The sequence below is a fragment of the Aureimonas endophytica genome, from assembly GCF_014642635.1.
GTDB lineage: Bacteria > Pseudomonadota > Alphaproteobacteria > Rhizobiales > Rhizobiaceae > Plantimonas > Plantimonas endophytica.
In genome coordinates, this window is sequence record NZ_BMIQ01000002.1 from 358298 (window position 1) to 383619 (window position 25322).

20 protein-coding genes are annotated in these 25322 nt (G+C 68.1%); 4 read left to right on the forward strand and 16 right to left on the reverse strand.

Features of this window, described 5'->3' with window-relative positions:
* Nucleotides 1-39: 39 nt before the first annotated feature.
* From IEY14_RS07985 to IEY14_RS07995, 3 genes are read left to right on the forward strand one after another with little or no spacing between them, the layout of a single operon-like run.
* Nucleotides 40-1053 carry an iron ABC transporter substrate-binding protein gene (locus tag IEY14_RS07985; protein ID WP_188907684.1) on the forward strand — a complete coding sequence of 338 codons (1014 nt, stop codon included), beginning with the start codon at nucleotides 40-42 and terminating at the stop codon, nucleotides 1051-1053.
* A gap of 43 nt (nucleotides 1054-1096) precedes the next feature.
* Complete coding sequence (locus tag IEY14_RS07990) at nucleotides 1097-2698, forward strand: ABC transporter permease (RefSeq protein WP_188907685.1); 1602 nt, start codon at nucleotides 1097-1099, stop codon at nucleotides 2696-2698.
* The gene (locus IEY14_RS07995; protein ID WP_188907686.1) at nucleotides 2695-3753 is read left to right on the forward strand and encodes an ABC transporter ATP-binding protein; all 1059 of its coding nucleotides are present in this window, start codon (nucleotides 2695-2697) and stop codon (nucleotides 3751-3753) included. Before IEY14_RS07990 ends, IEY14_RS07995 begins: the two co-directional genes overlap by 4 nt.
* Nucleotides 3754-3758: 5 nt before the next feature.
* Here IEY14_RS07995 and IEY14_RS08000 read toward each other — a convergent pair whose 3' ends face one another.
* The 9 genes from IEY14_RS08000 to IEY14_RS08040 form a co-directional block, all read right to left on the reverse strand.
* Nucleotides 3759-5105, reverse strand: coding sequence for a putative bifunctional diguanylate cyclase/phosphodiesterase (locus IEY14_RS08000; RefSeq protein ID WP_188907687.1), 1347 nt, complete (start codon nucleotides 5103-5105; stop codon nucleotides 3759-3761).
* 299 nt (nucleotides 5106-5404) lie between these two features.
* Nucleotides 5405-6946, reverse strand: a complete 1542-nt coding sequence (locus tag IEY14_RS08005; protein WP_188907688.1) for a SpoVR family protein — start codon at nucleotides 6944-6946, stop codon at nucleotides 5405-5407.
* Nucleotides 6943-8241, reverse strand: coding sequence for a YeaH/YhbH family protein (locus IEY14_RS08010; RefSeq protein ID WP_188907689.1), 1299 nt, complete (start codon nucleotides 8239-8241; stop codon nucleotides 6943-6945). The genes IEY14_RS08005 and IEY14_RS08010 overlap by 4 nt, the downstream gene beginning before the upstream one ends.
* A 19-nt stretch (nucleotides 8242-8260) precedes the next feature.
* Complete coding sequence (locus tag IEY14_RS08015) at nucleotides 8261-10201, reverse strand: PrkA family serine protein kinase (RefSeq protein ID WP_188907690.1); 1941 nt, start codon at nucleotides 10199-10201, stop codon at nucleotides 8261-8263.
* A 309-nt stretch (nucleotides 10202-10510) separates the two neighbouring features.
* A complete protein-coding gene (gene scpA / locus IEY14_RS08020; protein WP_188907691.1) occupies nucleotides 10511-12646 on the reverse strand; it encodes a methylmalonyl-CoA mutase in 2136 nt (711 codons plus the stop codon).
* On the reverse strand, nucleotides 12646-14655 hold the full coding sequence (locus tag IEY14_RS08025) for an acetyl-CoA carboxylase biotin carboxylase subunit (protein WP_188907692.1): 2010 nt from the start codon (nucleotides 14653-14655) through the stop codon (nucleotides 12646-12648). Before IEY14_RS08025 ends, scpA begins: the two co-directional genes overlap by 1 nt.
* A gap of 29 nt (nucleotides 14656-14684) precedes the next feature.
* Nucleotides 14685-14963, reverse strand: a complete 279-nt coding sequence (locus IEY14_RS08030; RefSeq protein ID WP_188907693.1) for a DUF2442 domain-containing protein — start codon at nucleotides 14961-14963, stop codon at nucleotides 14685-14687.
* Nucleotides 14944-15180 carry a DUF4160 domain-containing protein gene (locus IEY14_RS08035; RefSeq protein WP_188907694.1) on the reverse strand — a complete coding sequence of 79 codons (237 nt, stop codon included), beginning with the start codon at nucleotides 15178-15180 and terminating at the stop codon, nucleotides 14944-14946. Before IEY14_RS08035 ends, IEY14_RS08030 begins: the two co-directional genes overlap by 20 nt.
* A 22-nt stretch (nucleotides 15181-15202) precedes the next feature.
* Nucleotides 15203-16735 carry an acyl-CoA carboxylase subunit beta gene (locus tag IEY14_RS08040; protein ID WP_188907695.1) on the reverse strand — a complete coding sequence of 511 codons (1533 nt, stop codon included), beginning with the start codon at nucleotides 16733-16735 and terminating at the stop codon, nucleotides 15203-15205.
* A gap of 142 nt (nucleotides 16736-16877) precedes the next feature.
* On the opposite strand from IEY14_RS08040, the gene IEY14_RS08045 reads away from it, so the two are divergent.
* On the forward strand, nucleotides 16878-17666 hold the full coding sequence (locus tag IEY14_RS08045) for a 3-hydroxybutyrate dehydrogenase (RefSeq protein WP_188907696.1): 789 nt from the start codon (nucleotides 16878-16880) through the stop codon (nucleotides 17664-17666).
* A 643-nt stretch (nucleotides 17667-18309) separates the two neighbouring features.
* Here IEY14_RS08045 and IEY14_RS08050 read toward each other — a convergent pair.
* The 7 genes from IEY14_RS08050 to IEY14_RS08080 all read right to left on the reverse strand — a co-directional run bounded on the left by IEY14_RS08050 (nucleotide 18310) and on the right by IEY14_RS08080 (nucleotide 25215).
* Entirely contained in the window at nucleotides 18310-19266 is a 957-nt protein-coding gene (locus IEY14_RS08050; RefSeq protein WP_188907697.1) for a carbohydrate kinase family protein, read from the reverse strand.
* Nucleotides 19263-20330, reverse strand: a complete 1068-nt coding sequence (locus IEY14_RS08055) for an ABC transporter ATP-binding protein (protein WP_188907698.1) — start codon at nucleotides 20328-20330, stop codon at nucleotides 19263-19265. The genes IEY14_RS08050 and IEY14_RS08055 overlap by 4 nt, the downstream gene beginning before the upstream one ends.
* Nucleotides 20330-21391, reverse strand: a complete 1062-nt coding sequence (locus IEY14_RS08060) for an ABC transporter ATP-binding protein (protein ID WP_188907699.1) — start codon at nucleotides 21389-21391, stop codon at nucleotides 20330-20332. Before IEY14_RS08060 ends, IEY14_RS08055 begins: the two co-directional genes overlap by 1 nt.
* Nucleotides 21392-21395: 4 nt before the next feature.
* Nucleotides 21396-21686, reverse strand: a complete 291-nt coding sequence (locus tag IEY14_RS08065) for a hypothetical protein (protein ID WP_188907700.1) — start codon at nucleotides 21684-21686, stop codon at nucleotides 21396-21398.
* Nucleotides 21687-21690: 4 nt separating this feature from the next.
* Nucleotides 21691-22524 (reverse strand): carbohydrate ABC transporter permease, encoded by an 834-nt coding sequence (locus tag IEY14_RS08070; RefSeq protein ID WP_188907701.1) that lies wholly within the window; start codon nucleotides 22522-22524, stop codon nucleotides 21691-21693.
* 4 nt (nucleotides 22525-22528) lie between these two features.
* Entirely contained in the window at nucleotides 22529-23458 is a 930-nt protein-coding gene (locus IEY14_RS08075; RefSeq protein ID WP_188907702.1) for a carbohydrate ABC transporter permease, read from the reverse strand.
* Nucleotides 23459-23730: 272 nt separating this feature from the next.
* Nucleotides 23731-25215, reverse strand: coding sequence for an ABC transporter substrate-binding protein (locus IEY14_RS08080; RefSeq protein ID WP_244639387.1), 1485 nt, complete (start codon nucleotides 25213-25215; stop codon nucleotides 23731-23733).
* Nucleotides 25216-25322: the final 107 nt, after the last annotated feature.

Here is a 25322-nt window from a genome sequence, read left to right on the forward strand (position 1 = left end):
GCGGCGCCGCCTCGGCGCGATACCATGAGAGGTGACAGGATGAAACTGCGCAAACTCGGCCTGACCGGCGCCCTGGCGCTGGCGACTTCGGTCGCGGCCCTCATCGGAGGCCGGGCCTTCGCGGAGGAGGGGATCACCGTCTACAACGCGCAGCACGAGAGCCTGACCAAGGCCTGGGCCGAAGGCTTCACCAAGGAGACCGGCATTCCCGTGACGCTGCGCAAGGGCAGCGACACCGAACTCGGCAACCAGATCGTGCAGGAAGGCGCCAATTCGCCGGCCGATGTCTTCGTCACCGAGAATTCCCCGGCGATGGCGCTGGTCGATCGCGCCGGCCTCTTCGCTCCCTTGAGCCAGGAGACGCTCAGCGAGGTGCCCGAGCAGTTCCGTCCCGTCGACGGCCATTGGCTGGGTGTCGCGGCCCGCTCGACGGTCTTCGTCTACGACAAGCGCAAGCTGAAGGAAGCCGACCTGCCGAAGTCGATCCTGGATCTGGCCGGCGACAGCTGGAAGGGGCGCTGGGCCGCCTCGCCCACCGGCGCGGACTTCCAGGCGATCGTCGCCGCCATGCTGGAGCTGAAGGGCGAGGCCGCGACGCTCGACTGGCTGAAGGCGATGAAGGCCAATGCCAAGCCCTACAAGGGCAACAGCGTCGCCATGAAGGCGGTGAATGCCGGCGAGGCCGAGGGCGCCGTGATCTATCACTACTATTATTTCGGCGATCAGGCGAAGACGGGCGAGAATTCGGCCAATGTCGCCCAGCATTACTTCCGCAACCAGGATCCGGGCGCCTTCGTCTCCGTCTCGGGCGCCGGCGTTCTCGCCTCCAGCAAGAAGAAGGCCGAGGCGGAGGCCTTCGTGAAATGGGTCGCCGGTCCCAAGGGGCAGGAGATCCTGAAGACCGGCACCTCCTTCGAATATGCGATCGGCAACGGCGCGGCGTCCCATCCCGCCCTCGTGCCGCTCGCCGAACTGCAGGCGCCGAAGGTCTCGCCGGACAAGCTCGACAACCGGAAGGTCGTGGAGCTGATGACGGCCGCCGGCCTTCTCTGACGATGGCGATTGCGGTTCGCCGCCGGGGCCGCTAGGCGGGGCGATGAGCGTTTCGACGACATCGCCAGGCCGGACGGCGGCCGCTCCCGCGCGCGCCGGCTTCCGGGCAGGCGGGCGCCGCCGCCTGCCGGCCTTCCGCCTCGGCCTCTACGCGGCGGCGGGGCTGGTGTCGCTCTTCGCGCTCCTGCCGCTCGGCTTCGTTCTCGTCGCCGGCGCGGCGACCGGCTGGACCGTGGCGGTGAACCTCCTGGTGCGGCCGCGCGTCGGCGAGCTTCTGATCAATACCCTGCTTCTCGTCGGCGGCGCGCTGCCGCCGACGATCGCCGTCGCCGTCGCGCTCGCCTGGCTGACGGAGCGGACCGATCTCAAGGGCGCCCGTCTCTGGTCCTTCGCGGCGGCGGCGCCGCTGGCGGTGCCGGCCTTCGTGCAGAGCTATGCCTGGATCTCGGTCATGCCGCGCATGGACGGCCTGACGGCGGCAATCTTCCTGTCGGTGATCGCCTATTTCCCGTTTCTCTATCTGCCCGTCGCCGCGCAGCTGCGGCGCCTCGATCCGGCGCTGGAGGAGGCGGCGGCCGCGCTCGGCCTGTCGCCGGCGCGCGTCTTCCTGCGGGTCGTCCTGCCGCAGCTCCGCCTCGCGATCTGCGGCGGGGCGCTGCTCGTCGCGCTGCATCTCCTCGCCGAATACGGCCTCTATGTCATGATCCGGTTCGACACCTTCACGACCGCGATCTTCGACCAGTTCCAGTCCTCCTTCGACGGGCCTTCGGCGACCATGCTGGCGGGCGTCCTGATCCTGCTCTGCTCGCTTCTCGTTCTCGGCGAAGCCCGGCTGCGCGGCACGCGGCGCTATGCGCGGATCGGCTCCGGCGCCCCGCGCGCGCCGCGCCGGGCTGGGCTCGGCCTCGCCCAGCCCCTCTGCCTCGCCTTTCACGCCCTCGTCGCCGCCCTGTCGCTCGGCGTTCCCGCCTATACGCTCGGCCGCTGGCTCTGGCTCGGCGGGGCGGGAGCCTGGACGGATGGCGGCGTCGCCGGGGCCTTCGCCACGACCTGCCTCCTGGCGCTTGCCGGCGGCCTTCTCGCGGTGGCGGCGGTGTTTCCGCTCGCCTGGCTCTCGATCCGCGCGCCCGGCCGTCTGGTGCGGCTCTTCGAGCTGGCGCATCTCTATGTCGGCTCGCTGCCGGGCGTCGTGATCGCCCTCGCGCTCGTCGCGATCACCGTGCGGGTCGCCCTGCCGCTCTACCAGACGATGGCGACGCTCGTCCTCGCCTATGTCCTTGTCTTCCTGCCGCGCGCCCTCGTCGCGCTGCGGCCGAGCCTCGCCCAGGCGCCGGCGCAGCTCGAAGAGGCGGCGCAGGCGCTCGGCCGCACGCCGGGCGAGGCCCTGCGGCAGGTGACGCTGCGGCTCGCCGCGCCGGGCGCCGCGGCCGGCGCCGTCCTCGTCGGCCTCGGCATCGCGACCGAACTCACCGCGACCTTGATGCTCGCGCCGAACGGCACGGAAACCCTCGCGACGCGCTTCTGGACGCTGACCAGCGAGATCGACTACGTGGCCGCCGCGCCCTATGCGGTTCTGATGGTGATCGCCTCCTTGCCTCTGACCCTGCTTCTGATCGCCCGCGCCGGCATGGGCTCCGGCCGATGAGCTTCCTCGAACTCGACTCCGTCACCAAGCGCTTCGGCGCGGTGACCGCGCTCGACGGCGTCGATCTGCGCGTCGAGCCGGGCAGCCGCACGGCGGTGGTCGGCCCGTCCGGCTCGGGCAAGAGCACGCTGATGCGGATCGTCGCCGGCTTCGAGGCGCCCGACGAAGGCCGGGTCCGGCTCGGCGGAGCGCTGCTCTGCGACGGCCCGGCCATCGTGCCGCCGCATCGCCGGCCGATCGGCCTCGTCTCGCAGGACGGCGCGTTGTTTCCCCATCTCGACGTCGCCGAGAATATCGGCTTCGGCCTGGATCGCCGCGCGCCGGACCGCCGGACGCGCGTTCTCGCCCTTCTCGACATGGTGGAGCTCGACCGGAGCATGCTGCACCGGCGGCCGCACGAGCTGTCCGGCGGCCAGCAGCAGCGCGTCGCGCTCGCCCGCGCCCTGGCGCGGCGGCCGAAGCTGATGCTGCTCGACGAGCCCTTCTCGGCGCTCGACACGGGGTTGCGCGAGGCGCTGCGCCGCACCGTCGCCGAGCTTCTGGCGAGCGAGGGCATCGCCGCCATCCTCGTCACCCACGATCAGGCCGAGGCGCTCGGCTTCGCCGACCAAGTGGCGGTGATGCGCGACGGGCGGCTCGTCCAGACGGGCGCGCCGCGCCAGCTCTATCTCCAGCCGCGCGACCCGGCGACGGCGGCCTTTCTTGGCGACGCGGTTCTTCTGCCGGGGCGCCTCGACGGCGGCTTCGCCCTGTGCGCCCTAGGCCGGATCGCGGCGGAGGGCGAGGGCGCGCCGGGGGCCGTCCGCCTGATGCTGCGGCCCGAGCAGCTGCGCGTCGCCCCCGCCGCCGAGGCGGGGCCGGACGCCGTGCGGGCGCGCGTCGTGGCGATCGAGTTCGGCGGGCCGGCGAGCGAGATCCGCGTCGCGCTTCTGGAGCCCGGCGCGGCCGGGCCCGTGCCGGACATCCGCCTCAAGGTGCCGAGCGCCGCCGCCCCGGCGATCGGCGATGTCCTGGCCCTTCGGGTCGAGGGCGCCGCGCGGATCTATCCGGCCTGATCCCGTCAGGCCCGCAGCCGCGCGCGGGTCTCCTGCGCCGGTACGGCGGGCCCTTCGCGCAGCGGCGCCGGCCGGCCGAAGCGATAGCCCTGGAAGGTCATGCAGCCCGCCGCCTTGGCGAGGGTGAAATGCGCCTCCGTCTCGATGCCCTCGGCGACGATTTCCAGATCGCATTCCCGCCCGATCGCGGCGACCGCCGAGACGATGATGCCCGCCACGGGGTCGCTCTCCAGCGCCTGGATATAGCTGCGGTCGATCTTGATGCCGTCGACGGGGAGGGAGCGCAGCGTGGCGAAGCCGCAATTGCCGCTGCCGAAATCGTCCAGCATCACACGGGCGCCGAGATCGCGCAGCGCCTGGAGGCGCTGGAGCACCGCCGGCGTCGCGGCCAGCGCGACGCCCTCGGTGATCTCGAAGGCGAAGCGCTCCGCCGGGCAGCCGGTCTCGGCGAATACCGAGGTGACCGTGGCCACGAGCGCGTCGCGCCGCAGCTGCGCGCCCGAGATATTGACGTTGACGATGCCGGCCGGCAGCGCGGCCGCGTCGCGGGCGGCGCGCCGCAGCACCCATTCGCCCAGCATGTCGATGAGGGTCGACTGTTCGGCGATCGGCACGAAGTCGTTGGGCGGGATCATGCCCCGCAGCGGATGACGCCAGCGCACCAGCGCCTCGACGCCGAGCGTCCGGCCGGCGCCGTCGACCAGCGGCTGGTAGTGCAGCTCCAGCTCGTCGAGCAGGATCGCCGCCCGCAACTCGCGCTCGATGAAGCGCTGATGCCGCTGCTCGCGCATCATCGCGCCTTCGAAGGCGGTGGCGCAGCCGCGCCCGCGCCGCTTGCTCTCGTAGAGCGCCAGATCGGCGCTGACGATCAGCTCGTCCACGAAACAGGCATGGTCGGGCACGGCCGCGAGGCCGATGGAGCAGCCGAGGCTCATCGGCCGCCCGGCGATCGTCGCCGGCCGGCGCAGCCCGGCGAGGAAGTCGGCGGCATGGCGCAGGCCGGTCTCCAGATCGCCGTCCGGCATCAGGATCGCGAATTCGTCGCCGCCGAGCCGTCCGATATGGGCTTCGGGAAAGCTCTCGCGGGCGACCGCCACGATATGGCGCAGCACCTCGTCGCCCGCCGCATGGCCGAAGCCGTCGTTGAAGCTCTTGAAATGGTCGACATCGACCAGGAGCAGCACCGCCTTGTCGGTGGCGCGCGGATAGACGATGCCCTGCAGCCGCTCGATGAAGGCGTTGCGCGAAAGGGCGCCGGTGAGGGTGTCGCAGCCGATCAGCCGCAGGCGCTCGCGCTCGATGATCTCGCCGGTCCTCACCTTCTCGGCCAGGACAAGACGGGCGCGAACCAAGACGATCAGGCCGATCAGCGCAAGTATACATACGACATAGACGTATTGTGGTTCGATGATTCCAGTAGAATTCAGGGATGCGATCGCGCTCAGGCAGATCGCAAGGAAGACTGCCCCTGCGGCATAGAACGAAATCTTGCTATCGTGAGCTGCGGGACGGGGCGGCATATGCTATGACCTGTTGGGCGCGCGCATCATCCCCTCCAGGCCTTAATATTCGCTAAGAGAAATGTGAATTTAATCTGACAAGCTATTGCCGTCACCTATGGCGGGTCTTGGGGAAGCGCCGGCGCTTGATGTCAGGCCAGCGGATTGGGAATCGCGTCATAGGTGGCGAAGGTGCGCTCCTCGTCGGCCTCGACCAGACGGACGCCATAGCCCCAGAGATCGGCGAGGTGCTGGAGGACGCGCCGCGCGTCGCCCGCGTCGAGGCGCACCCCGTCCGCCACCTGATGGCGCAGCAGTAGGCGGCGGTCGCCTTCGAGATCGACATCGACGATCTGGATGTCGGGATCCTGGCGCGAGACGTCGTAATGGCGCGACAGCGCGTGGCGGATCTCGCGATAGCCGCGCTCGTCATGGATGGCGGACACCGCGATCTCGTCCGACGCGCCGTCGTCGACGAGGCGGAACAGGCGGTGCTTGCGGATGAGGCGCGGGCTGAGGAACTGCGCGACGAAGCTCTCGTCGCGATAGTTCGCCCAGGCGTCGCGCAGCACGGCATAGGGCTCGCCGCAGCCGGCGATGTCGGAGAAGAGCCGGCGGTCCTCCTCGTCGGGGGCGGTCGCGATCCGCTCGATCTCCTCCATCATCGAGAAGCCGAGCGCGTAAGGGTTGATGCCGCCATAGCGCCGGTCGTCGAAATCCGGCTGCATCACGACATTGGTGTGCGAATGGAGGAATTCCATGAAGGCGCCGTCGGTGATGGCGCCCGCCTCGTGCAGCCGCGTCATGATGCGGTGGTGGACGAAGCTGGCGCAGCCCTCGTTCATCAGCTTGGTCTGGCGCTGCGGATAGAAATATTGCGCGATGAGCCGGACGATGCGGATCACCTCGCGCTGCCAGGGGGCGAGGCGGGGCGCGGTCTTTTCGAGGAAATAGAGGACGTTCTCCTCCGGCAGGCCGAGCAGGGCGCGGCGGCGGCCGTCCTCCTCCGAGGCGCGCGGCGCCTTCTTCGCCACCGGCACGGTGCGCCAGAGATCGTTGAACAGCCGCTCGCCATGTTCGCGCCGCTCGCGCTCGCGCCGCTCCTCGCTGCGCAGGTCGAGCGCGTGGCGGCCCTGGTAGCGGTGGACGCCCTGGTTCATCAGGGCATGGGCGGCGTCGAGCACCTTCTCCACCGCCTCCACCCCGTGGCGTTCCTCGCAGGCGGCGATGTAGCTCTTGGCGAAGGCGAGATAGTCGTGGATCGACCCGGCATCGGTCCATTGCCGGAAGGCGTAGTTGTTCTTGAAGAAATGGTTGTGGCCGAAACCCGCATGCGCCAGCACGAGGGTCTGCATCGTCGCCGTGTTCTCCTCCATGATATAGACGATGCAGGGATCGGAATTGATGACGATCTCGTAGGCGAGGCTCTGCCAGCCCTTGCGATAGAGCGTCTCGTCCCGCAGGAAGCGCTTGCCGAAGGACCAGTGCCGGTAGAAGAGCGGCATGCCGGTGGAGGCATAGGCGTCGAGCATCTGCTCGGAGGTGATGACCTCGATCCGGTTCGGATAGATGTCGAGCCCGAGCTCCTCGGTCGCGATCCGCTCGATGGCGCCGTAGACGCGGCCGAGCGTGTCGAAGTTCCAGTCGGAGCCGGTGAAGAGCGGTGCCGCCGGCCTCGTCGCGATCGCGCTCATGCCTTCGCCCGGCTCCCCGTCTTGCGCGCGAAGAGTTCGCGGAACACGGGATAGATCTCCCGCGCGTCGCCGACCTTGCGCATGGCCATCGGCACGCCCTCGCCGAGCACGCCGTCATAGGCGCGCCAGAGGCCGGATTCCTGCACCGGGCGGCCGAGCCGCTCGCCGTCGCCGCGCCCGACCTGGAGATAGGCGTAATATTGGCACATCGGCAGGATCGTCCCGCGCAGGAGTTCGGCCGAGACGGGATTGTCGACGGAGACATTGTCGCCGTCGGAGGCCTGGGCCGCGTAGATGTTCCACTGGTCGGCCGGATAGCGCGCCCGCGCGATCCGCTCCATCTCGCGCAGCGCCGTCGAGACCACGGTGCCGCCGCTCTCGCGGCTGCGGAAGAACGTGTCCTCGTCCACCTCTTGCGCCTCGTGCGTGTGGCGGATGAAGACGATGGCGACGCGCTTGTAGCGGTGCGACAGGAAGATATAGAGCAGGCTGAAGAAGCGCTTGGCCAGATCCTTCATGTGCTCGTCCATCGAGCCGGACACGTCCATCAGGCAGAACATCACCGCCTGGGCCGTCGGCTCGGGATGGATGTCCAGCCGGCGGAAGCGCAGATCGACCGGATCGATGAAGGGAATGGTGCGGGCGCGGCGCAGGAGCTGTTCCAGCTCCGCCTGGAGTTCGGCGAGCCGCTTCGGCTCGCGGCCGCTGCGCTCCAAGGCCTCGATCTCGGCGCGCAGCCGGTCGAGCTCGCGCCGCTCCGGGCGGCCGAGCGCGATGCGGCGCGACAGGCTGCGGCGCAGCGTGCGCGGCACGGAGAGAGCCGCCGGCGAGCCGGTGGTGCGAAAGCCCGCCGGGTGGCGCGCTTCCTTCTCCTCGCCCAGCACCTGGCGCTTGGCCATGTCCGGCAGTTCGAGATCCTCCAGGAAGAACTGGAGGAACTCCTCGCGGGTCAGGACGAAGCTGAACTGGTCCTCGCCCGAGCCGTCGGCCGAGCCTTCCGATCCCTTGCCGCCGCCGGAGGGCGGGCGGGCGATGCGGTCGCCGGCGACATAATGCTTGTTGCCGGGCAGGATATAGTCGCGCCGGCCGCCCTCGGGGCTCGCATGGAAGCTCGGCTCGTGGACGCTGCCGGCCGGGATCGAGACCGCGCCGCCCTCGCCGATGTCGCGGATCCGGCGGGCGGCGGCGGCGTCGCGCACCGCCTGGCGCACGACGTTCTTCGCCCGGCGGATGAACCGCTGCCGGTTGGCGAGGCTCTTGCCGCTGGCATCCAGACGACGGTCGATGATGCGCATCTGCGTTCCGTCCCCGCCTTCAGGCGGCCTGTCTGACCCGCATGTACCATTCCACGAGGCGTCGCACCTGACGCGGCGTGTAGCCCCGCTTCGTCATGCGCTCCACGAACTCGCCATGCTTCTTCTCGCTGTCCGAATCCTTCTTGGAGCCGAAGCTGATCACCGGCAGAAGGTCCTCGACCTGGCTGAACATGCGCCTCTCCACGACGTCGCGGATCTTCTCGTAGCTCGTCCAGGACGGGTTGCGTCCGCCATTGGCGGCGCGGGCGCGCAGCGAGAACTTAACCACCTCGTTGCGGAAATCCTTCGGATTGGCGATGCCCGCCGGCTTCTCGATCTTGGAAAGCTCCTGGTTGAGAAGCTCGCGATTCATCAGCTGGCCGGTATCGGGGTCCTTGAAGTCCTGGTCCTCGATCCAGGCATCGGCATAGGCGACATAGCGGTCGAAGAGGTTCTGCCCGTAGTCGTGATAGGATTCGAGATAGGCCTTCTGGATCTCGTTGCCGATGGATTCGGCATAGCGCGGGCCGAGATCGGCCTTGATGAATTCCAGATAGTTGTTCTCGGTCTCCTCCGGGAACTGCTCGCGCCGGATCGCCTGTTCGAGCACGTACATGAGGTGCACCGGATCGGCGGCGACCTCCTCGGTGTCGTGGTTGAAGGTCGCCGAGAGCACCTTGAAGGCGAAGCGCGTCGAGATGCCGTCCATGCCTTCGTCGACGCCGCCGGCATCGCGATATTCCTGCATGGTGCGGGCGCGCGGATCGACCTCCTTCAGGTTCTCGCCGTTATAGACGCGCATCTTGGAGTTCAGCGAGGAGTTCTCGTGCGGCTTCAGCCGCGACAGCACCGCGAAGCGCGCCAGCATCTCCAGCGTCTCGGGCGCGCAAGGGGCGTCCGACAGCTCGGAATTGCGCAGGAGCTTGTCGTAGATCAGCGTCTCCTCGTCCACCCGCAGGCAATAGGGCACCTTGATGACGTAGATGCGGTCGATGAAGGCCTCGTTGTTGCGGTTGTTCTTGAAGCTGCGCCATTCCGCCTCGTTGGAATGGGCCATGATCATGCCGGTGAAGGGGATCGCGCCGATATTCTCCGAGCCGACATAGGAGCCTTCCTGCGTCGCGGTCAGCAGCGGGTGCAGCATCTTGATCGGCGCCTTGAACATCTCGACGAATTCGAGAACGCCCTGGTTCGCGCGGTTGAGGCCGCCCGAGTAGGAATAGGCGTCGGGATCGTGCTGGGCGTGCATCTCCAGGCGGCGGATGTCGACCTTGCCGACCAGCGAGGAGATGTCCTGGTTGTTCTCGTCGCCCGGCTCGGTCTTGGCGATGCCGATCTGGCGCAGGCGCGAGGGGGTGATCTTGGCTACCTTGAACTTGCGGATGTCGCCGCCGAACTCGTCCAGCCGCTTCACGCACCAGGGGCTCATCAGGCCGGTGAGCCGGCGGCGCGGGATGCCGTATTCCTCCTCCAGCGTCGGCGCCATCGTCTCGGGATCGAACAGGCCGAGCGGGCTCTCGAAGATCGGGCTCAGCTCGTCGCCCGCCTTCAGGACATAGATCGGCTGCGCCTCCATCAGGAGCTTGACGCGCTCGGCCAGCGACGACTTGCCGCCGCCGACGGGCCCGAGGAGGTAGAGGATTTGCTTGCGCTCCTCCAGGCCCTGCGCCGCCTGGCGCAGGAAGGCGACGATGCGCTCCACCGTCTCCTCCATGCCGTAGAACTCGGCGAAGGCCGGATAGGCGCGGATGGTGCGGTTCATGAAGATGCGGCCGAGCCGGGCATCCTTCGACGTGTCGATGAATTGCGGCTCGCCGATCGCCGCGAGCAGGCGTTCGTGCGGCCCGGCATACATCAGCGGGTCCTCGCGGCAGCCCGCGAGATAGTCGCCGAGGCTCATCACCGTCTGGCGGCGGGTCTCGTAGGCTTGGGAATAGGATTCGAACAAGTGGCTCGACATGCTGCCTCCGTTTCAATCCATGCTCGCGTCGGCCTGTCGGTCGAAGCGGAATCCGATCGGTCGGGCGGAAGTTCCGCAGACGGTCCTTGGTCGCTCACAGAGCGTGATCGAAGACGATCAAAGTGACCGGCAAATGGCATCGCGTGAAGAGGCTTCCGGCGACCTCGCAGGTAAGGGTAGTCAAACTTATTTGATGGGCGAATTCAAACTTCTAACCCATAGGATATCTTTGGCGAGCAAGCTGGTGCGACGCTTGCGTGGGCAGAGGGCGCTTCTGCCCTCTCACGCGGCACCGCGTCGCTCGCCCATCTAGCGGTTGTGCCGCCGGCCTTCGAGAAGGTCAAGCAGCGCGTTGGCCGCCTCGACCACCGGCGTGCCCGGGCCGAAGACGGCGGCGACGCCGCTCTCCAGCAGGAATTCGTGGTCCTGCGCCGGAATGACGCCGCCGCAGATCACCAGCGCCTCCTCGCCTTGCGCCCGCAGCGCCGCGACGAGTTGGGGCAGGAGCGTGCGGTGGCCGGCGGCGAGCGAGGACACGCCGACGGCGTCGACGCCCGTCTCCGCCGCCAGACGCGCCGCCTCGGCCGGGGTCTGGAAGAGCGGCCCGATCACCACCTCGAAGCCGATATCGCCGAAGGCGGAGGCGATGACCTTCGCGCCTCGGTCGTGCCCGTCCTGGCCGAGCTTGGCGACGAGAAGTCGCGGCTTGCGGCCGAGCTTTTCGCCGAGCGCGTCGAGCCGGGCGCGCAGCACCGCATAGTCCGGCTCGTCGCGATAGGCCTCGCCATAGATGTCGCGGACGAGGACGGGCGTCGCGGCATGATCGCCGAAGACCTCGCGCAGCGCGTCCGAGATCTCGCCGACGCTGGCCCGCGCCCGCGCCGCCTCGACGGCGGCGGCCAGAAGATTGCCGGAGCCGCTCCGCGCCACGTCCCGCAGGGCGGCGAGCCTTGCCACCACGTCCTCGGCGCCGCGCCGGCGCCGCGTCTCGGCGAGGCGGCGGATCTGCGCCGCCCGCACCGCCGCATTGTCGATGGCGCGGATGTCGAGCGCCGCCTCGCTGTCCGGCCGGTAGCGGTTGACGCCGACGATCACCTCCTCGCCCTTGTCGACGGCGGCCTGGCGGCGGGTCGCCGCCGCCTCGATGCAGCGTTTCGGATAGCCTTCCGCCACGGCCTTCGTCATGCCGCCGCGGGCCTCGATCTCCTCCATCAGGGCCCAGGCCTTGTCGGCGAGCTCGGCCGTCAGGCTCTCGACATAGTAGGAGCCGGCCAGCGGATCGACCACCTTCGTCACGCCCGTCTCGTGCTGGAGGATGAGCTGCGTGTTGCGGGCGATCCGCGCCGAGAATTCTGTCGGCAGCGCGATCGCCTCGTCGAAGGAATTGGTGTGCAGCGACTGCGTGCCGCCGAGCACGGCGGCGAGCGCCTCGTAGGCGGTGCGCACGATGTTGTTGTAGGGGTCCTGCGCCTGGAGCGAGACGCCGCTCGTCTGGCAATGGGTGCGCAGCATGCGCGAGGCGGGCTGTTTCGGCTGGAACTCGTCCATCACCCGCGACCAGAGAAGGCGGGCCGCTCGGAGCTTGGCCGCCTCCATGAAGAAATTCATGCCGATGGCGAAGAAGAAGGACAGGCGCCCGGCGAAGGCGTCGACATCGAGGCCCCGGGCGAGGGCCGCCCGCACGTAGTCGCGCCCGTCGGCCAGGGTGAAGGCGAGCTCCTGCACCAGCGTCGCCCCGGCCTCCTGCATATGGTAGCCGGAGATCGAGATCGAGTTGAAGCGCGGCATCTCGCGCGCCGTGTAGTCGATGATGTCCGCGACGATCCGCATCGAAGGCTCGGGCGGATAGATATAGGTGTTGCGGACCATGAACTCTTTCAGGATGTCGTTCTGAATGGTCCCCGACAGGCGGGCGCGCGGCACGCCCTGTTCCTCGCCGGCGACGATGAAGGCGGCGAGCACCGGGATCACCGCTCCGTTCATGGTCATCGAGACGGACACGCGGTCGAGCGGAATGCCGTCGAACAGGATCTTCATGTCCTCGACGGAATCGATGGCGACGCCCGCCTTGCCGACATCGCCCTCGACGCGCGGATGGTCGGAATCGTAGCCGCGATGCGTGGCGAGGTCGAAGGCGACCGACACGCCCTGCTGGCCGCCGGCCAGCGCCTCGCGATAGAAGCGGTTCGACTCCTCGGCCGTCGAGAAGCCGGCATATTGGCGGATCGTCCAGGGGCGGCCGGCATACATCGTGGCGCGCGGCCCGCGCAGGAAGGGCGCCTCGCCCGGCAGCGAGCCGAGATGGTCGAGGCCTTCGAGATCCTGGGCCGTGTAGAGCGGCTTCACCGCGATGCCCTCGGGCGTCGCCGAGACCGCCGCCTCCGGCGCGGCGCCGAGCTCCTTCTCGGCGCGGCGGCGCCAGGCGTCGAGATCCGGCTTGTCCATCAGGCGAGTTCCAGGATCAGGTCGTCGGCGGCGAGACTGTCGCCCGCCTTCACCGCGACGCGCTTGACGACGCCTTGGCGCTCGGTGCGCAGCACGTTCTCCATCTTCATCGCCTCCACCGTCGCCACCGCCTGGCCTTCCTCCACCGCGTCGCCTTCCGAAACGGCGAGCGCCGTCAGGATGCCCGGCATCGGGCAGAGGAGAAGCCGCGAGGTGTCCGGCTTCACCTTCGGGCGAAGATGGCGCGTCAATGCGGCGACATGCGGCTCGCGGACATGGAGGTTTAGGTCGATGCCGCGCCAGCGCAGGCGAAACCCGGACCCGGCACGGTCGATCTTCACCGTCAGCGTCTCGCCCGCGATCTCGAAGACGCCCTGCCTCCGCCCCGGCAGCCAGTCGCCCGCGATGGCGAGCCGGCCCGCCGGACCGAAGTCGAGTTGGAAGCCTCTCGGCGCCGGCTCCAGCGCGACGGGAAGAGAGGCGCCTCCTCCCTGCACGACGAAGGCGCGGCCGATCAGGCGCCGATGGTTGTCGATCGTGCCGGAAATCGCGGCGGCGCGCGTTTCGATCGCGTGCCGCGCGAAGACGGCGACCGCCGCGAGGCGCAGGCGCTCCTCCGCCCCCGGCGCCACGCCGGCGAATCCGTCGGGAAATTCCTCGGCGATGAAGGCGGTGGAAAGGCGTCCGGCGCGAAAGCGCTCCGAGCCCATCACCGCCGCGAGGAAGGGCAGGTTGTGGCCAATGCCCTCGACCTCGAAACCGTCGAGCGCCTCGGCCATCGCCGCGATCGCCTGGGGACGATCCGGGCCGAAGGCGCAGAGCTTCGCGAGCATCGGATCGTAATGGACCGAGACCTCGCCGCCCTCCGCGACGCCGGAATCGTTGCGGATCAGGGTCCCGTCCGGCCGGGCGCCCTCGGCCGGCGGCCGATAGCGCGTCAGCCGGCCGATCGAGGGCAGGAAGTTGCGATAAGGGTCCTCGGCATAGAGCCGGCTCTCGATCGCCCAGCCGGAAAGCCGCACATCGTCCTGGCGCAGCGCCAGCGGCTCGCCCGCCGCGACGCGGATCATCGCTTCCACGAGATCGAGCCCGGTGACGAGTTCCGTCACCGGATGCTCGACTTGGAGCCGCGTGTTCATTTCGAGGAAATAGAAGCGGCGGTCGCGATCGACGATGAATTCCACGGTGCCGGCCGAGTGATAGCCGACGGCCTTGGCGAGGGCGACGGCCTCGGCGCCCATCGCGGCCCGCGTCTCGGCGTCGAGAAAGGGGGAGGGCGCCTCCTCGATCACCTTCTGGTTGCGGCGCTGGATCGAGCATTCGCGCTCGCCGAGATGGACGAGATGGCCGTGCCGGTCGCCGAGCACCTGGATCTCGATATGGCGCGGCTCCTCGATGAACTTCTCGATGAACAGGCGCTCGTCGCCGAAGGCGCCGCGCGCCTCGTTGCGCGAGGCCCGGAAGCCCTCGCGCGCCTCGGCCTCGGTCCAGGCGATGCGCATGCCCTTGCCGCCGCCGCCGGCCGAGGCCTTGATCATCACCGGAAAGCCGATCGCGGCGGCGATCCGCGCCGCCTGCCCCTCGTCCTCGACGATGTCGATATGGCCGGGCACGGTGGAGACGCCGGCCGACGCGGCGAGCCGCTTCGAGGCGATCTTGTCGCCCATGGCGCGGATCGCGGCGGGCGGCGGGCCGACGAAGGCGATGCCCGCGTCTTCGAGCGCCTCGGCGAATTCCGCCCGTTCCGACAGGAAGCCGTAGCCGGGATGCACGGCATCGGCGCCGCTGTGCGCGACGGCGTCGAGGATCGCCGGGATCGACAGATAGGACTGGCCGGAGGGCGCCGGCCCGATGCGCAGCGACTCGTCGGCCTCCCGCACATGCAGCGCGTTGCGATCGGCGTCGGAATAGACGGCGACGGTCGCGATGCCGAGACGCTTCGCCGTGCGCCTGATCCGGCAGGCGATCTCGCCGCGATTGGCGATGAGGAGCTTGGAGAAAAGCGGCAACTCGAACGATCTCCGGCGAAACGCGGCTGTTACTCGGCGGCTTCCGCCGGGGGGACGGCGTCAGCCGCCCGCCATCCGGCGAGCATGCCGGCAATGCTCAGGTCCTCGTCGAGATCGGGCCAATGGATGCCAGTATACATCAGCTGCATATTCGCGCGCTGCGCCGGCCCGGCGGCGGCGAGCGCCGGATACCACCAGAGCGGCGTGGCGATCTGCCGGCCGTCCCGCAGCCGGACGTACAGATCGTGGTCGTCGCACCACGCGTCGACCGGTTGGCGGCGATCCAGGTCAGTGTCCGAATTGCTCATGCCAGATCTCCAGAAGCGAGGCGCGTTCCTCGGCCGTCTTGGCGAGCAGCGCCCGCATCTCGCTTCCCGTGTAGCCCTTGTTGAATGCGATCGAGAGGCCGTGCAGCCAGATCTTGCATTCCTTGTCGTCCCTGAAGATGTGGACATGCGGCGGCTCGCGTCCATCGGCAACGTACCAGAAGAAGCGATTGCCTTTCCAACGCAGCACCGTGGGCACGCGACGCTCTCTCCGCCGATCGTCACAAGGGAATCGTGTCGTGCTTGCGCCAGACCCGTTCGCGGCGCTTGCCGCGCAGCGCCGCGAAGGCGCGGGCGATGCGGCGGCGCGAGGAATGGGGCATGATCACCTCGTCGATGAAGCCGCGCTCGGCCGCGACGAAGGGATTGGCGAAGCGCTCCTCATAGGCGCGCGTGCGGGCCGCGATCGCCTCCGCGTCGCCGAGCTCGGACCGGTAGAGGATCTCGACGGCGCCTTTCGCGCCCATCACCGCGATCTCGGCCGTCGGCCAAGCATAGTTGACGTCGGCGCCGATATGTTTCGACGCCATCACGTCATAGGCGCCGCCATAGGCCTTGCGGGTGATCAGCGTCACCATCGGCACGCTCGCCTCGGCATAGGCGAAGAGCAGCTTCGCGCCATGCTTGATGACGCCGCCATATTCCTGGCCCGTGCCCGGCAGGAAGCCCGGCACGTCGACCAGCGTCAGGAGCGGGATCTCGAAGGCGTCGCAGAAGCGCACGAATTTCGCGCCCTTCCGGGCCGAGTCGATGTCGAGGCAGCCGGCCAGCACCATCGGCTGGTTGGCGACGACGCCGACCGTGCGCCCTTCCAGGCGGATGAAGCCGGTGACGATGTTGCGGGCGAAATCCTTTTGGAGTTCGAAGAAGTCGCCCTCGTCGGCCAGCGCCAGGATCAGCTCCTTCATGTCGTAGGACTGCGCCGAATGGTCCGGCACCAGCGTGTCGAGGCGCATCTCGATCCGGCCGGGATCGTCGAAGAAGGGGCGGGCCGGCGGCTTGTCGCGATTCGACAGCGGCAGGAAGTCGAAGAGGCGGCGCACCTCCTCCAGCGTCTCGATATCGTTGTCGAAAGCGGCGTCGGCGACGGAGGAGCGGCGCGTATGGGTCTCGGCGCCGCCGAGCTCCTCGGCGCTCACCACCTCGTTGGTGACGGTGCGCACCACGTCCGGGCCGGTGACGAACATGTAGGACGTGTCGCGCACCATCAGGATGAAGTCGGTCATGGCCGGCGAATAGACGGCGCCGCCGGCGCAGGGCCCCATGATGACGGAGATCTGCGGAATGACGCCGGAGGCCTCGGCATTGCGGCGGAAGACCTCGGCATAGCCGGCGAGCGAGGCGACGCCTTCCTGGATGCGCGCGCCGCCGGAATCGTTGAGGCCGATCACCGGCGCGCCGACCCGCATCGCCATATCCATGATCTTGCAGATCTTCTGGGCATGCGTCTCGGAGAGCGAGCCGCCGAGCACGGTGAAGTCCTGCGAGAAGACGAAGACCTGTCGGCCGTTGATCGTGCCCCAGCCGGTGACGACGCCGTCGCCCGGCACCTTGGTCTCGGCCATGCCGAAATCGACGCAGCGATGCGTGACATAGGCGTCGTATTCCTCGAAGGAGCCGACATCGAGAAGGACGTCCAGCCGCTCGCGCGCCGTCAGCTTGCCCTTGGCGTGCTGGGCGGCGACGCGCTTCTCGCCGCCGCCGGCCCGCGCGGTGCGCCGCCGTTCCTCCAGCTCCTCGATGATGCGAAGCATGTCCTCTCCCTCGGCCGTCCCGCGCCGAAGATAGCGCTCCCGCCGGCCGGCGCGAAGGCATTTCGGCCTCTTGTCGTGGCGCCGGCCCGGCCAACATGCGACAAGCGGCACGCAGCCCATCCTTCGACACGGCAGGAACGCCATGGCCATGCTTTCGGGAAGAAACGCCCTCGTCACCGGCTCGACGAGCGGCATCGGGCTCGCCATCGCCCGCGCCTTCGCCCGCGAGGGGGCCAATGTCACGATCAACGGCTTCGGCGAGCCGGCGGCGATCGAGGCGATCCGCGCCGGGATCGAGGCCGAGTTCGGCGTTGTCTGCCGCCATAGCGCCGCCGACATGACGAAGGGCGAGGAGATCGCCGCCATGGTGCGCGAGGCGGAGGAGGCCTTCGGCAGCCTCGACGTGCTCGTGAACAATGCCGGCATCCAATATGTCGCGCCGATCGAGGAGTTTCCGGACGAGCGCTGGGAGACGATCATCCAGATCAATCTCGTCGCGGTGTTCCACGCGGTGAAGGCGGCGCTGCCGGGCATGAAGGCGCGCGGCTTCGGCCGCATCATCAACACCGCCTCCGCCCACGCGCTGGTCGCCTCGCCCTACAAGTCCGCCTATGTCGCGGCGAAGCACGGCGTCGCCGGCCTGACGAAGACGGTGGCGCTCGAAACCGCCCGGCATGGCATCACCGTGAACTCCATCGCGCCCGGCTATGTCTGGACGCCGCTCGTGGAGAAGCAGATCCCCGACACGATGAAGGCGCGCGGCCTGACCGAGGAGGAGGTGAAGCGCGACGTCCTCCTCGCCGCCCAGCCGACGAAGGAATTCGTGACGGTCGAGGAGGTCGCCGGCATCGCCGTCTTCCTCTGCTCCGACGCGGCCCGCCAGATCACCGGCACGACGCTCTCCGTCGATGGCGGCTGGACGGCGCAGTAGGGTTCCGGGTGTTGCCGACGGTGCCGCCGCGTCCCTCTCCCGAGTCGGGAGAGGGTGCCGGCAGGCGGGTGAGGGTGACGTAGGGCTCAGACGGCTGCATTCGCCACGGGATGCGGACGATGGCGCTCTACGTCTCCCTCATCCCGCTGCCGCGACCTTCTCCCGACTCGGGAGAAGGAGGAGGCTGCACGGCTTCTGCCTGTTTTCGGCAGCGAAGAAGCCGCATGCCGCGAGAGGAAGGGCGCCCTTCCTCTCCCCTGCGGGGAGAGGGTGGCCGCGAAGCGGCCGGGTGAGGGGCACGCGGCGGTTGAGATCATCCACGGCCCCTCGGCTGCGCCGGCCCCTCATCGCCTGCCGGCACTTCTCCCCGCAGGGGAGAAGAAGGCGGTGGACACGGCTGCGCCGTCTTTCAGCCGGATAGAACAGGCGGGGACGGGGGACACCGCGTCCCTCTCCCGAGCCGGGAGAGGGTGCCGGCAGGCGGGTGAGGGAGCCATAGGGCGACCACATCGAAGCCTTGACGCTCGTCGCCGTTCGAAACGGACGGCTCGGCGCTCGACGTTTCCCTCATCCCCCTGCCGGGACCTTCTCCCGGTTCGGGAGAAGGCGCGGCTGCTGCGTCGGCGCCTTCCGGAGGCGCCCTTCAGCCGAGCGCCGCGAGCTTTGCCGCGACGAAGTCTTTCGTATGCTCGAAGGAGATGACGCCGGCATCCGAGCCGAGGCCGCCGGCGACGAGGGCCGCGACGCCTTGGGCGAAGCGGATGCCCGTTTCCGGGTCCATCCGATGGTGCAGGGCGGCGATGAAGCCGGCGTCGAAGGCGTCGCCGCAGCCGGTCGTGTCGACGACGTCGATCCGATAGGCCGGCACCTTCAGCCGTGTGCCGTCGGCCCCGGCATAATAGGCCCCGTCGCCGCCGAGCGTGAAGACGCAGGTGCTGGCCCCCTGGTCGAGATAGAATTTCGCGCAGTCCTCCGGCCCCTTCTGCCCGGACATGTCCTGCGCCTCCTCGATCGAGGGCATGAAATAGTCGACATAGGGGAGAAGCGGCAGGACGAGCCGCGCCGTCTCGGCGCTTGCCGCGATGAGGTCGAAGGTCGTGGTCCGGCCCCGGCGCTTGGCCTCCTTCAGGATCTCGACGCTGCGCGGCCCGTCGAGCCGCTTCAGGAGGCCGGTGCCGCCGAGATGGACGATCGGCGCGTCGAAGGCCTTGTCGGCGAGTTCCGCCGTCAGGTCGAAATGATCCGAGGCGCCGCGCTGATGCAGCGCCGGCCGGTCGCCGTTCGGCCGGACGTTGAGGATCGTCGCCGAGGTCGGGATGCCGTCGAGCCGCTGCATGGCCGAGGTGTCGATGCCGAGCCGGTCCATGGCGCCGATGACGAAATCGGCCTTCTCGTCCTCGCCGACCGCGCCGACGGCGAGGCTCTTCAGGCCGAGCTTGGCGGTGTTGACGACGACGCCCCCGGCGGTGCCCGCCACCGTCAGGCGGATCTCGTCGATGAACTCGACATTGCCGCGCTCGGGGATGCGCGTCACCGGCCGGCCGAGAATGTCGAGGATGTAGAGGCCGATGACCGAGACATCGTGACCGGTCGTACTCATGGCGAGAAGCGCTCCCCGTTGCGGAAGATGGCGAGGCGCTCGACCGGCACGGTCAGATGCACGGTGCCGCCGAGCGCGGCGGGCGGCCGCCGGTCCGTGTTCACCTTCACCTCGATCTCTCCCAGCCGGACCTTCGTCAGGTAGCGGCCGGCGATGCCGATCGCCTGATCGGTGAGGACGGCCGGCACCGAGCCCGTCTCCGGGGCGCCGGTCATGCGGATCAGTTCCGGCCGGATGCCGAGCGTCAGCTTGCCGTCGCCGGGAAGGCTAGCCGGCTTGGCGAGGGGCTCCGCGAGAAGCGGCGAGCGCAGCGTGCCGCCCGCCGCCTCGGCCGGCACGAAGTTCATGCCGGGATTGCCGAGGAACCAGCCGCCGAATTCCGAGCTCGGCTCGTCATAGAGTTTGTGCGGCCGGTCATATTGCAGGATGCGGCCGGCCTGCATCAGGGCGATGCGGTCGGCCAGCGTCATCGCCTCCGTCTGGTCGTGCGTCACATAGACGATGGTCTGGCGCAGCCGCTGCGTCACCAGCTTGAAGGCTCGGATGAGGGCGAGCTTGGCATTGACCTCGACATTGGTCGTCGGCTCGTCGAAGAGCACGATCTCGGACTGGCGCGCGACGGCGCGGCCGACCGCTACCTTCTGGCGGCTGCCGGCGTCGAGCTCCTCGATGAAGGCCGTCGCCTTATCGCGCATGTCGAGGACGTCGAGCACTTCCGCCACGCGCTTCTCGCGCTCGGCCGCCGAGACGCTCCGGTCATGCACCATCGGCAGGCCGATATTCTCGGCGACGGAGAGCGTCGGGTACATGACCGGATATTGGAAGACCATGCCGACATTGCGCTTGCGCGGCGGCAGCGCCGTCACGTCGCGCCCGCCGAAGAGGATGCGGCCGGAGGTCGGGCGTTCCAGGCCCGCCAGCATGCGCATCAGGGTGGTCTTGCCGCAGCCGGAGGGGCCGAGCAGGCAGGCAACCTCGCCATCGGCGAAGCGCATCGCGATGTCGCTGACGGCGGTGAAGCTGCCGAAGCGCTTCGTCACGTGATCGATGACGATCTCGGCCATCAGGCGGCGCTCCCGGCGAGGCGGATCTCTGTCGCGGCGTCGAAGAGAAGGATGTCGGCGGGATCGACGGCGAGCGCGGTGCGGCTGCCGATCTCGGGCGGGCGTCCGCCGGAGATCGGCAGCGTGGCGGTGAGGTCGCGCCCGGCGGCTTCGAGATAGATCACCGCCTCGCCGCCGAGATTCTCGACGAGCCGCACCTGCGCCTCGATCCTGAGGCCCGGCGCCGCGCCGAGACGGATCGCCTCCGGGCGCAGGCCGGCGATCACCTCGCCGTCGCGCGCCGCGACCGCGCAGCGCAGCGGTCCCGCTTCCAGCATGCCGTTCGCGACGCGGCCGGAGAGGAGATTGGCATGCGGGAAGCCGACGAGATCGAGCGCCCGCGCGTGGCGCGGATCGTGATAGACCTCCGCCGCCTCGGCATGCTGCACGACACGGCCGCGATCGATCACCACCAGACGCTGCGCCATCGTCAGCGCCTCTAGGCTGTCGGAGGTCGCATAGAGGAAGGTCGCCTTCAGTTCGGCGCGCAGCGCCTTCAACTCGTCCATCAGCCGCTCGCGCAGCTTGTAGTCGAGACCGACGAGCGGATCGTCGAGCACGAAGATCTCGGCATCCTTCAGAAGGCCGCGCGCCACGGCGACGCGCTGCTTCTCGCCGCCGGACAGCTGGTCCGGCGTCTTCTTCAGGAGATGGGTGATCGACAGGATGCCGGCGGTGCGGTCCACCCTTCGGGCGATCGCCTCGCGCGGCGCGCCGGCGAGCCGCATCGGATAGGCCATGTTGTCGGCGACCGTCAGATGCGGATAGAGCGCGAAGCTCTGCGGCACGTAGCCGACCGGCCGCTCGGCCGGCGGCGTCGCCGTGATGTCGCGTCCGGACAGGAGGATGCGCCCGGCATCCGGCTTCTCCAGCCCGACCAGCAGGCGGAAGAGCACCGACTTGCCGGAGGCCGGCGGCCCGCAAAGGACGGTGAAGCTCTGCGGCTCGACCTTGAGATCGAAGCCGTCGAGGGCGGGCTTGCCCTTGTAGCTGCGCGAGAGGGTCTGGAACTCGACGCTCATGCGCTCAATGCCCGAAGCTGGCGAAGGTCGGCACCAGGAAGATGCCGAGTGAGAAGATGGCCGCGACGATCAGAAGCACGACGGCGATGAAGCGCAGGCTCCGCGCGACGGAAGCGTCCTTGGCGAGATTGCCGACGGCGATCTGCAGGATGGTCGAGACGACGAGGATCGACAGGCCGATCTTATAGAGCGTCAGGTCGTAGCGCTGGGCGATGAGGAGGATGCCGAGAAGCAGCCCGACGATCAGCGTGGTTTCGAGGACTTCCGGGAAGGAGCGGGAATGTTTCGTCGCCATCGCCTCAGACCTCGCCGCGCACCGTGCCGAAGGTCATGCCGACTAGCAGGTATTTCTGGAAGAAGAAGATGAATGCGATCGGCAGGATGATGTAGATCGACGTCATGGTGGAGATAAAGGTCCAGTTCACGCCGCCATCCGCATAGGTGCCGACGGCGAGCGCATAGGGAATGTTCTGCGTCGTCACCCCGCCGATGATGAAGTTAAACAGGAACTCGTTCCAGACGAAGATCATGTTGAAGATGAAGGCGGCGATGAGCCCCGGCCGGACCTGCGGCAGCACGACCTTGAAGATGACGTGGAACCAGGAGCCGCCATTGACGATGCCGGTCTCGTCGAAGCGCGTCGAGACGCCGTCGAGAAAGCCCTTCAGGATCCAGACCGAGAAGGGGATCGAGAACATCGCGTAGAAGAGCATCAGCCAGAGATGCGTGTCCTTCCAGCCGAAGGCGACATACATCAGGAAGACCGGCAGGATCACCGCCGGGCCGGGCAGCATGCGGATGGAGAGAAGCAGGAACATCAGGAAGTCGGTGCCCTTCGGCCGGAAGCGCGAGAAGCAGAAGGCGGCCAGGAAGGACACGAGCACCGCGATGATCACCGCGCCGAGCGACAGGAAGATCGAATTAGCGAGCTGGAGGAAGATGCCCTGCCGGTTGAAGAGCTCGACATAGTTCTCGAGCGTCGGCGTGAAGAGAAGCTTCGGCGGCACCGCCAGGATGTCGGCGCGCGTCTTGAAGGAGGCGAGCACGATCCAGGCGATCGGCGCGAAAAACAGGAGCGAGATCGCCCAGAGCGCCGTGTAGTAGAGGCCGCGTTTCAGGGATTCGGTCGACATCGGGTCAGCCTCCGCGCCGGCGGCGCAGGTTGAGCACGAAGATGAAGGCGCTCGTCATGGCGATGGAGATGAGGAGGAGCAGCACCGAATAGGCCGAGGACCAGCCCATGTTGAAGCTCTCGAAGGCCTGCTTGTTGAGTTCGAGCGCGACGAGGCGGGTCTGCTGGCCGGGGCCGCCCTTCGTCATCGGGATGACGAGGTCGAGCGTCTTGAAGCTGTCGATGGTGCGCAGGAGGATGCCGAGCATCAGGATGAACTTGCCGTGGTGCCAGATCACCAGCGACAGGCGCTTGTGGAAGGGAATGCGGTCGATCTCCGCCGCCTCCAGCTCCGCCTTCGGCACCGAGCCGAGGGCGGCCAGCGTCATCAGCGTCATGAAGGGCGTCCACATCCAGCAGTCGACGGCCAGCACCGACCAGAAGGCGATCTTCGGATTGCCGAGGAAGTCGATCGGCCCCCAGCCGAAGAGGCCGCCGGTGATGGCGTTGAGGACGCCGAAGGTCGGATCGTAGATGAAGCGGAAGAAGGTGCCGGTGGCGACGGGCGTCAGCACCATCGGCGCGAAGAGCAGCGTCAGCGCGAGGCGCCGGCCCGGCATGTCCTTCGAGCCCCAGAACAGGAAGCCGAGCGCCGCGCCGAGAACGGTCTGGATGCCGACCCCGCAGAGCACGAAGGTGAAGGTGCGCGACAGGTCGAACCAGATGGCGTTCTTGGAATTGAAGATCTGCACGAAGTTGCGGAAGCCGACATAGTCCGGCGGCAGGCCGTTGGTCAGCGAGAAATTGTAGAAGGACAGGCCGAGCAGCCAGAGCGTCGGAATCGTGTTGAAGACGACGAAGAACAGGAGCACCGGCGCGAGCAGCGCCGGCACGAGCAGCCTGCGGTCGTCGAAGAGGCGGGCGCGGCGGCGGCCCGGCCTGGCCGTTGCGGACATGGCGATCCAATCCATTGTGCGAGGAACGAGGCACCGGGCCGGTCTCCTCGCCGTGTCCGGCGAGTCCTCCGTCGCAAGGCCCGTGCGGGCGCTTCGCTCTCGACCTCGTCATCCCGGGCTTGACCCGGGATCCATTCCAAATCGTTCGATGCGGTGCGGGCGGGGGAGGAGAAGCTCCATCCTCCGACCGGTCTGGCGATGGCCCCGCCTCGGCATGGATCCCGGGTCAAGCCCGGGATGACGAGGCGGGGGTGCTGGCTACGACACCTCGCTCAGAGCGAGGTCGTCGCGCACATGTCGGAGGGGGCGATCTTGGACGTGCCGGAATCGTTCAGGATCTGCTGCTGCTGGCAGGCGATGTAGTCGAGCACCTGCTTGGGGTCCGAGGACTGGCCGGTGACGAAGGCCGAATAGCCCTCCTGCTGGACCGCCAGCATCTCCGAATATTTCGGATCGTGCCAGAAGTCGCGGCTGCGCCCGTCCTCCAGCATGTATTTGAAGGTGCGGTTCCAGGGATTGATGTCGTTGAAGTCGGCGCGCGACAGCGTGGTCTTGTCGCAAGGGTTGCCGCCGCGCTTGGCGAATTCCAGGGCCGTGTCCGGCTGGTACCACCAGTTCATGAAGTCGATGGCGACGCGCATCTTCGTCTCGTCGTTGAAGGCGTTGACCACCCAGGGCTGGCCGCCCATCGAATAGACGCGCTTGGCGGAGGCGCCGCTGCCGTGCTTGGGCGGCGGTACGACCAACACCTTGCCCTTCAGCTCGTCGGTGATCATGGCCGGGCCGACGGCGGCCCACTGGATCTGCGAGAAGACCTTGCCCTGCGTGAAGATGTCGATGCCTTCGGCGATGCCGACATTGGTCGAGCCCGGCGGGCAGTATTTCAGCCAGTCCTTGAAGGCCTGGAGCGACTTGGCGTTCTCCTCGGTGTTGAGGATGCCCTCGATCTGGCCGGTCTTGGCGTCCCAGATCTCGCCGCCGCGGCTCCAGAGATAGTTGTTGAAGGCGCAGGTCGCGAAGTCGTAGACGCGGCTATATTGCTGCGAGAAGCCCCAGCGCTGCTTGTCGGGCTGGGTGAAATGCGCCGCGACCTTCTCGAATTCCTCCATGGTGAGGTTCTCGAAATCCTCGAAGGTCTTGGGCAGCGGCTTGCCGTGCTGGGCCTGGAAGGCCTCGTTCTCCTTCGGGTCCTCCAGCCAGTCCTTACGCACGAAGAGCGCCTCGACATCGCCCTCCTGCGGCAGGCCCCAGATCTCCTTGGTGCCGTCCGGATAGGTCATGTAGGTGTCGATGACGGTCTGCGAGTACCAGTCGAGCTGGAGATTCTTGTTCTTCGCGATGGTGTCGTTGAGCTTCAGGATCCAGCCGGGTTTGGCCAGCGCGCCGAGCCACTGCGAGTCCGAGATGATGATGTTGAATTCCTGGCTCTTGGTGACGAGCGAGGTCGCCGCCTTCTGGAAGAGGTCGGAGAAGGGCGCCTCCTGGAAGCCGAAGGAGACGTTGTAGCCGTATTTCTCCTTCACGAAGTCGGCGAAGAGCGGCGACATCTTCACGCCGAGCGACGAGGGCACCCAGCCGGCGATGCCGAGGATGTTCATCTCGATCGTCTTGCCCTTCAGCGGATGCGCTTCCTGGGCGTGCAGGCGGTTGATGAAAGGTGCGCCGAGCGCCGTCGAAAGTCCGAATGCTGCGGCGCCACGCAATATGGTGCGGCGCGGCACAATAAGCCCGCCGGTCGTCTTGGACGTATCCGTCATTTCTCCCTCCCGATCTGTCCGACGAACCCAGTCTACTTCCGGTAGATGGTTCCCGGCGCGCCGGCACTCGCATCGGTCGGAGAAGCTCTCCCAAGCTTCTTTGATTC

Excerpts from the sequence above, each read along its gene's own strand:
- IEY14_RS08030 (WP_188907693.1), bottom strand. The coding sequence starts at position 14,963 with ATGAGCAATTCGGACACTGACCTGGATCGCCGCCAACCGGTCGACGCG.
- IEY14_RS08010 (WP_188907689.1), bottom strand. The coding sequence starts at position 8,241 with ATGCGCATCATCGACCGTCGTCTGGATGCCAGCGGCAAGAGCCTCGCC.
- IEY14_RS08065 (WP_188907700.1), bottom strand. The coding sequence starts at position 21,686 with ATGGCGACGAAACATTCCCGCTCCTTCCCGGAAGTCCTCGAAACCACG.
- IEY14_RS08075 (WP_188907702.1), bottom strand. The coding sequence starts at position 23,458 with ATGTCCGCAACGGCCAGGCCGGGCCGCCGCCGCGCCCGCCTCTTCGAC.
- IEY14_RS08070 (WP_188907701.1), bottom strand. The coding sequence starts at position 22,524 with ATGTCGACCGAATCCCTGAAACGCGGCCTCTACTACACGGCGCTCTGG.
- IEY14_RS07985 (WP_188907684.1), top strand. The coding sequence starts at position 40 with ATGAAACTGCGCAAACTCGGCCTGACCGGCGCCCTGGCGCTGGCGACT.
- IEY14_RS08080 (WP_244639387.1), bottom strand. The coding sequence starts at position 25,215 with ATGACGGATACGTCCAAGACGACCGGCGGGCTTATTGTGCCGCGCCGC.
- IEY14_RS08045 (WP_188907696.1), top strand. The coding sequence starts at position 16,878 with ATGGCCATGCTTTCGGGAAGAAACGCCCTCGTCACCGGCTCGACGAGC.
- scpA (WP_188907691.1), bottom strand. The coding sequence starts at position 12,646 with ATGGACAAGCCGGATCTCGACGCCTGGCGCCGCCGCGCCGAGAAGGAG.
- IEY14_RS07995 (WP_188907686.1), top strand. The coding sequence starts at position 2,695 with ATGAGCTTCCTCGAACTCGACTCCGTCACCAAGCGCTTCGGCGCGGTG.
- IEY14_RS08040 (WP_188907695.1), bottom strand. The coding sequence starts at position 16,735 with ATGCTTCGCATCATCGAGGAGCTGGAGGAACGGCGGCGCACCGCGCGG.
- IEY14_RS08060 (WP_188907699.1), bottom strand. The coding sequence starts at position 21,391 with ATGAGCGTCGAGTTCCAGACCCTCTCGCGCAGCTACAAGGGCAAGCCC.
- IEY14_RS08055 (WP_188907698.1), bottom strand. The coding sequence starts at position 20,330 with ATGGCCGAGATCGTCATCGATCACGTGACGAAGCGCTTCGGCAGCTTC.
- IEY14_RS08015 (WP_188907690.1), bottom strand. The coding sequence starts at position 10,201 with ATGTCGAGCCACTTGTTCGAATCCTATTCCCAAGCCTACGAGACCCGC.
- IEY14_RS07990 (WP_188907685.1), top strand. The coding sequence starts at position 1,097 with ATGAGCGTTTCGACGACATCGCCAGGCCGGACGGCGGCCGCTCCCGCG.
- IEY14_RS08050 (WP_188907697.1), bottom strand. The coding sequence starts at position 19,266 with ATGAGTACGACCGGTCACGATGTCTCGGTCATCGGCCTCTACATCCTC.
- IEY14_RS08005 (WP_188907688.1), bottom strand. The coding sequence starts at position 6,946 with ATGAGCGCGATCGCGACGAGGCCGGCGGCACCGCTCTTCACCGGCTCC.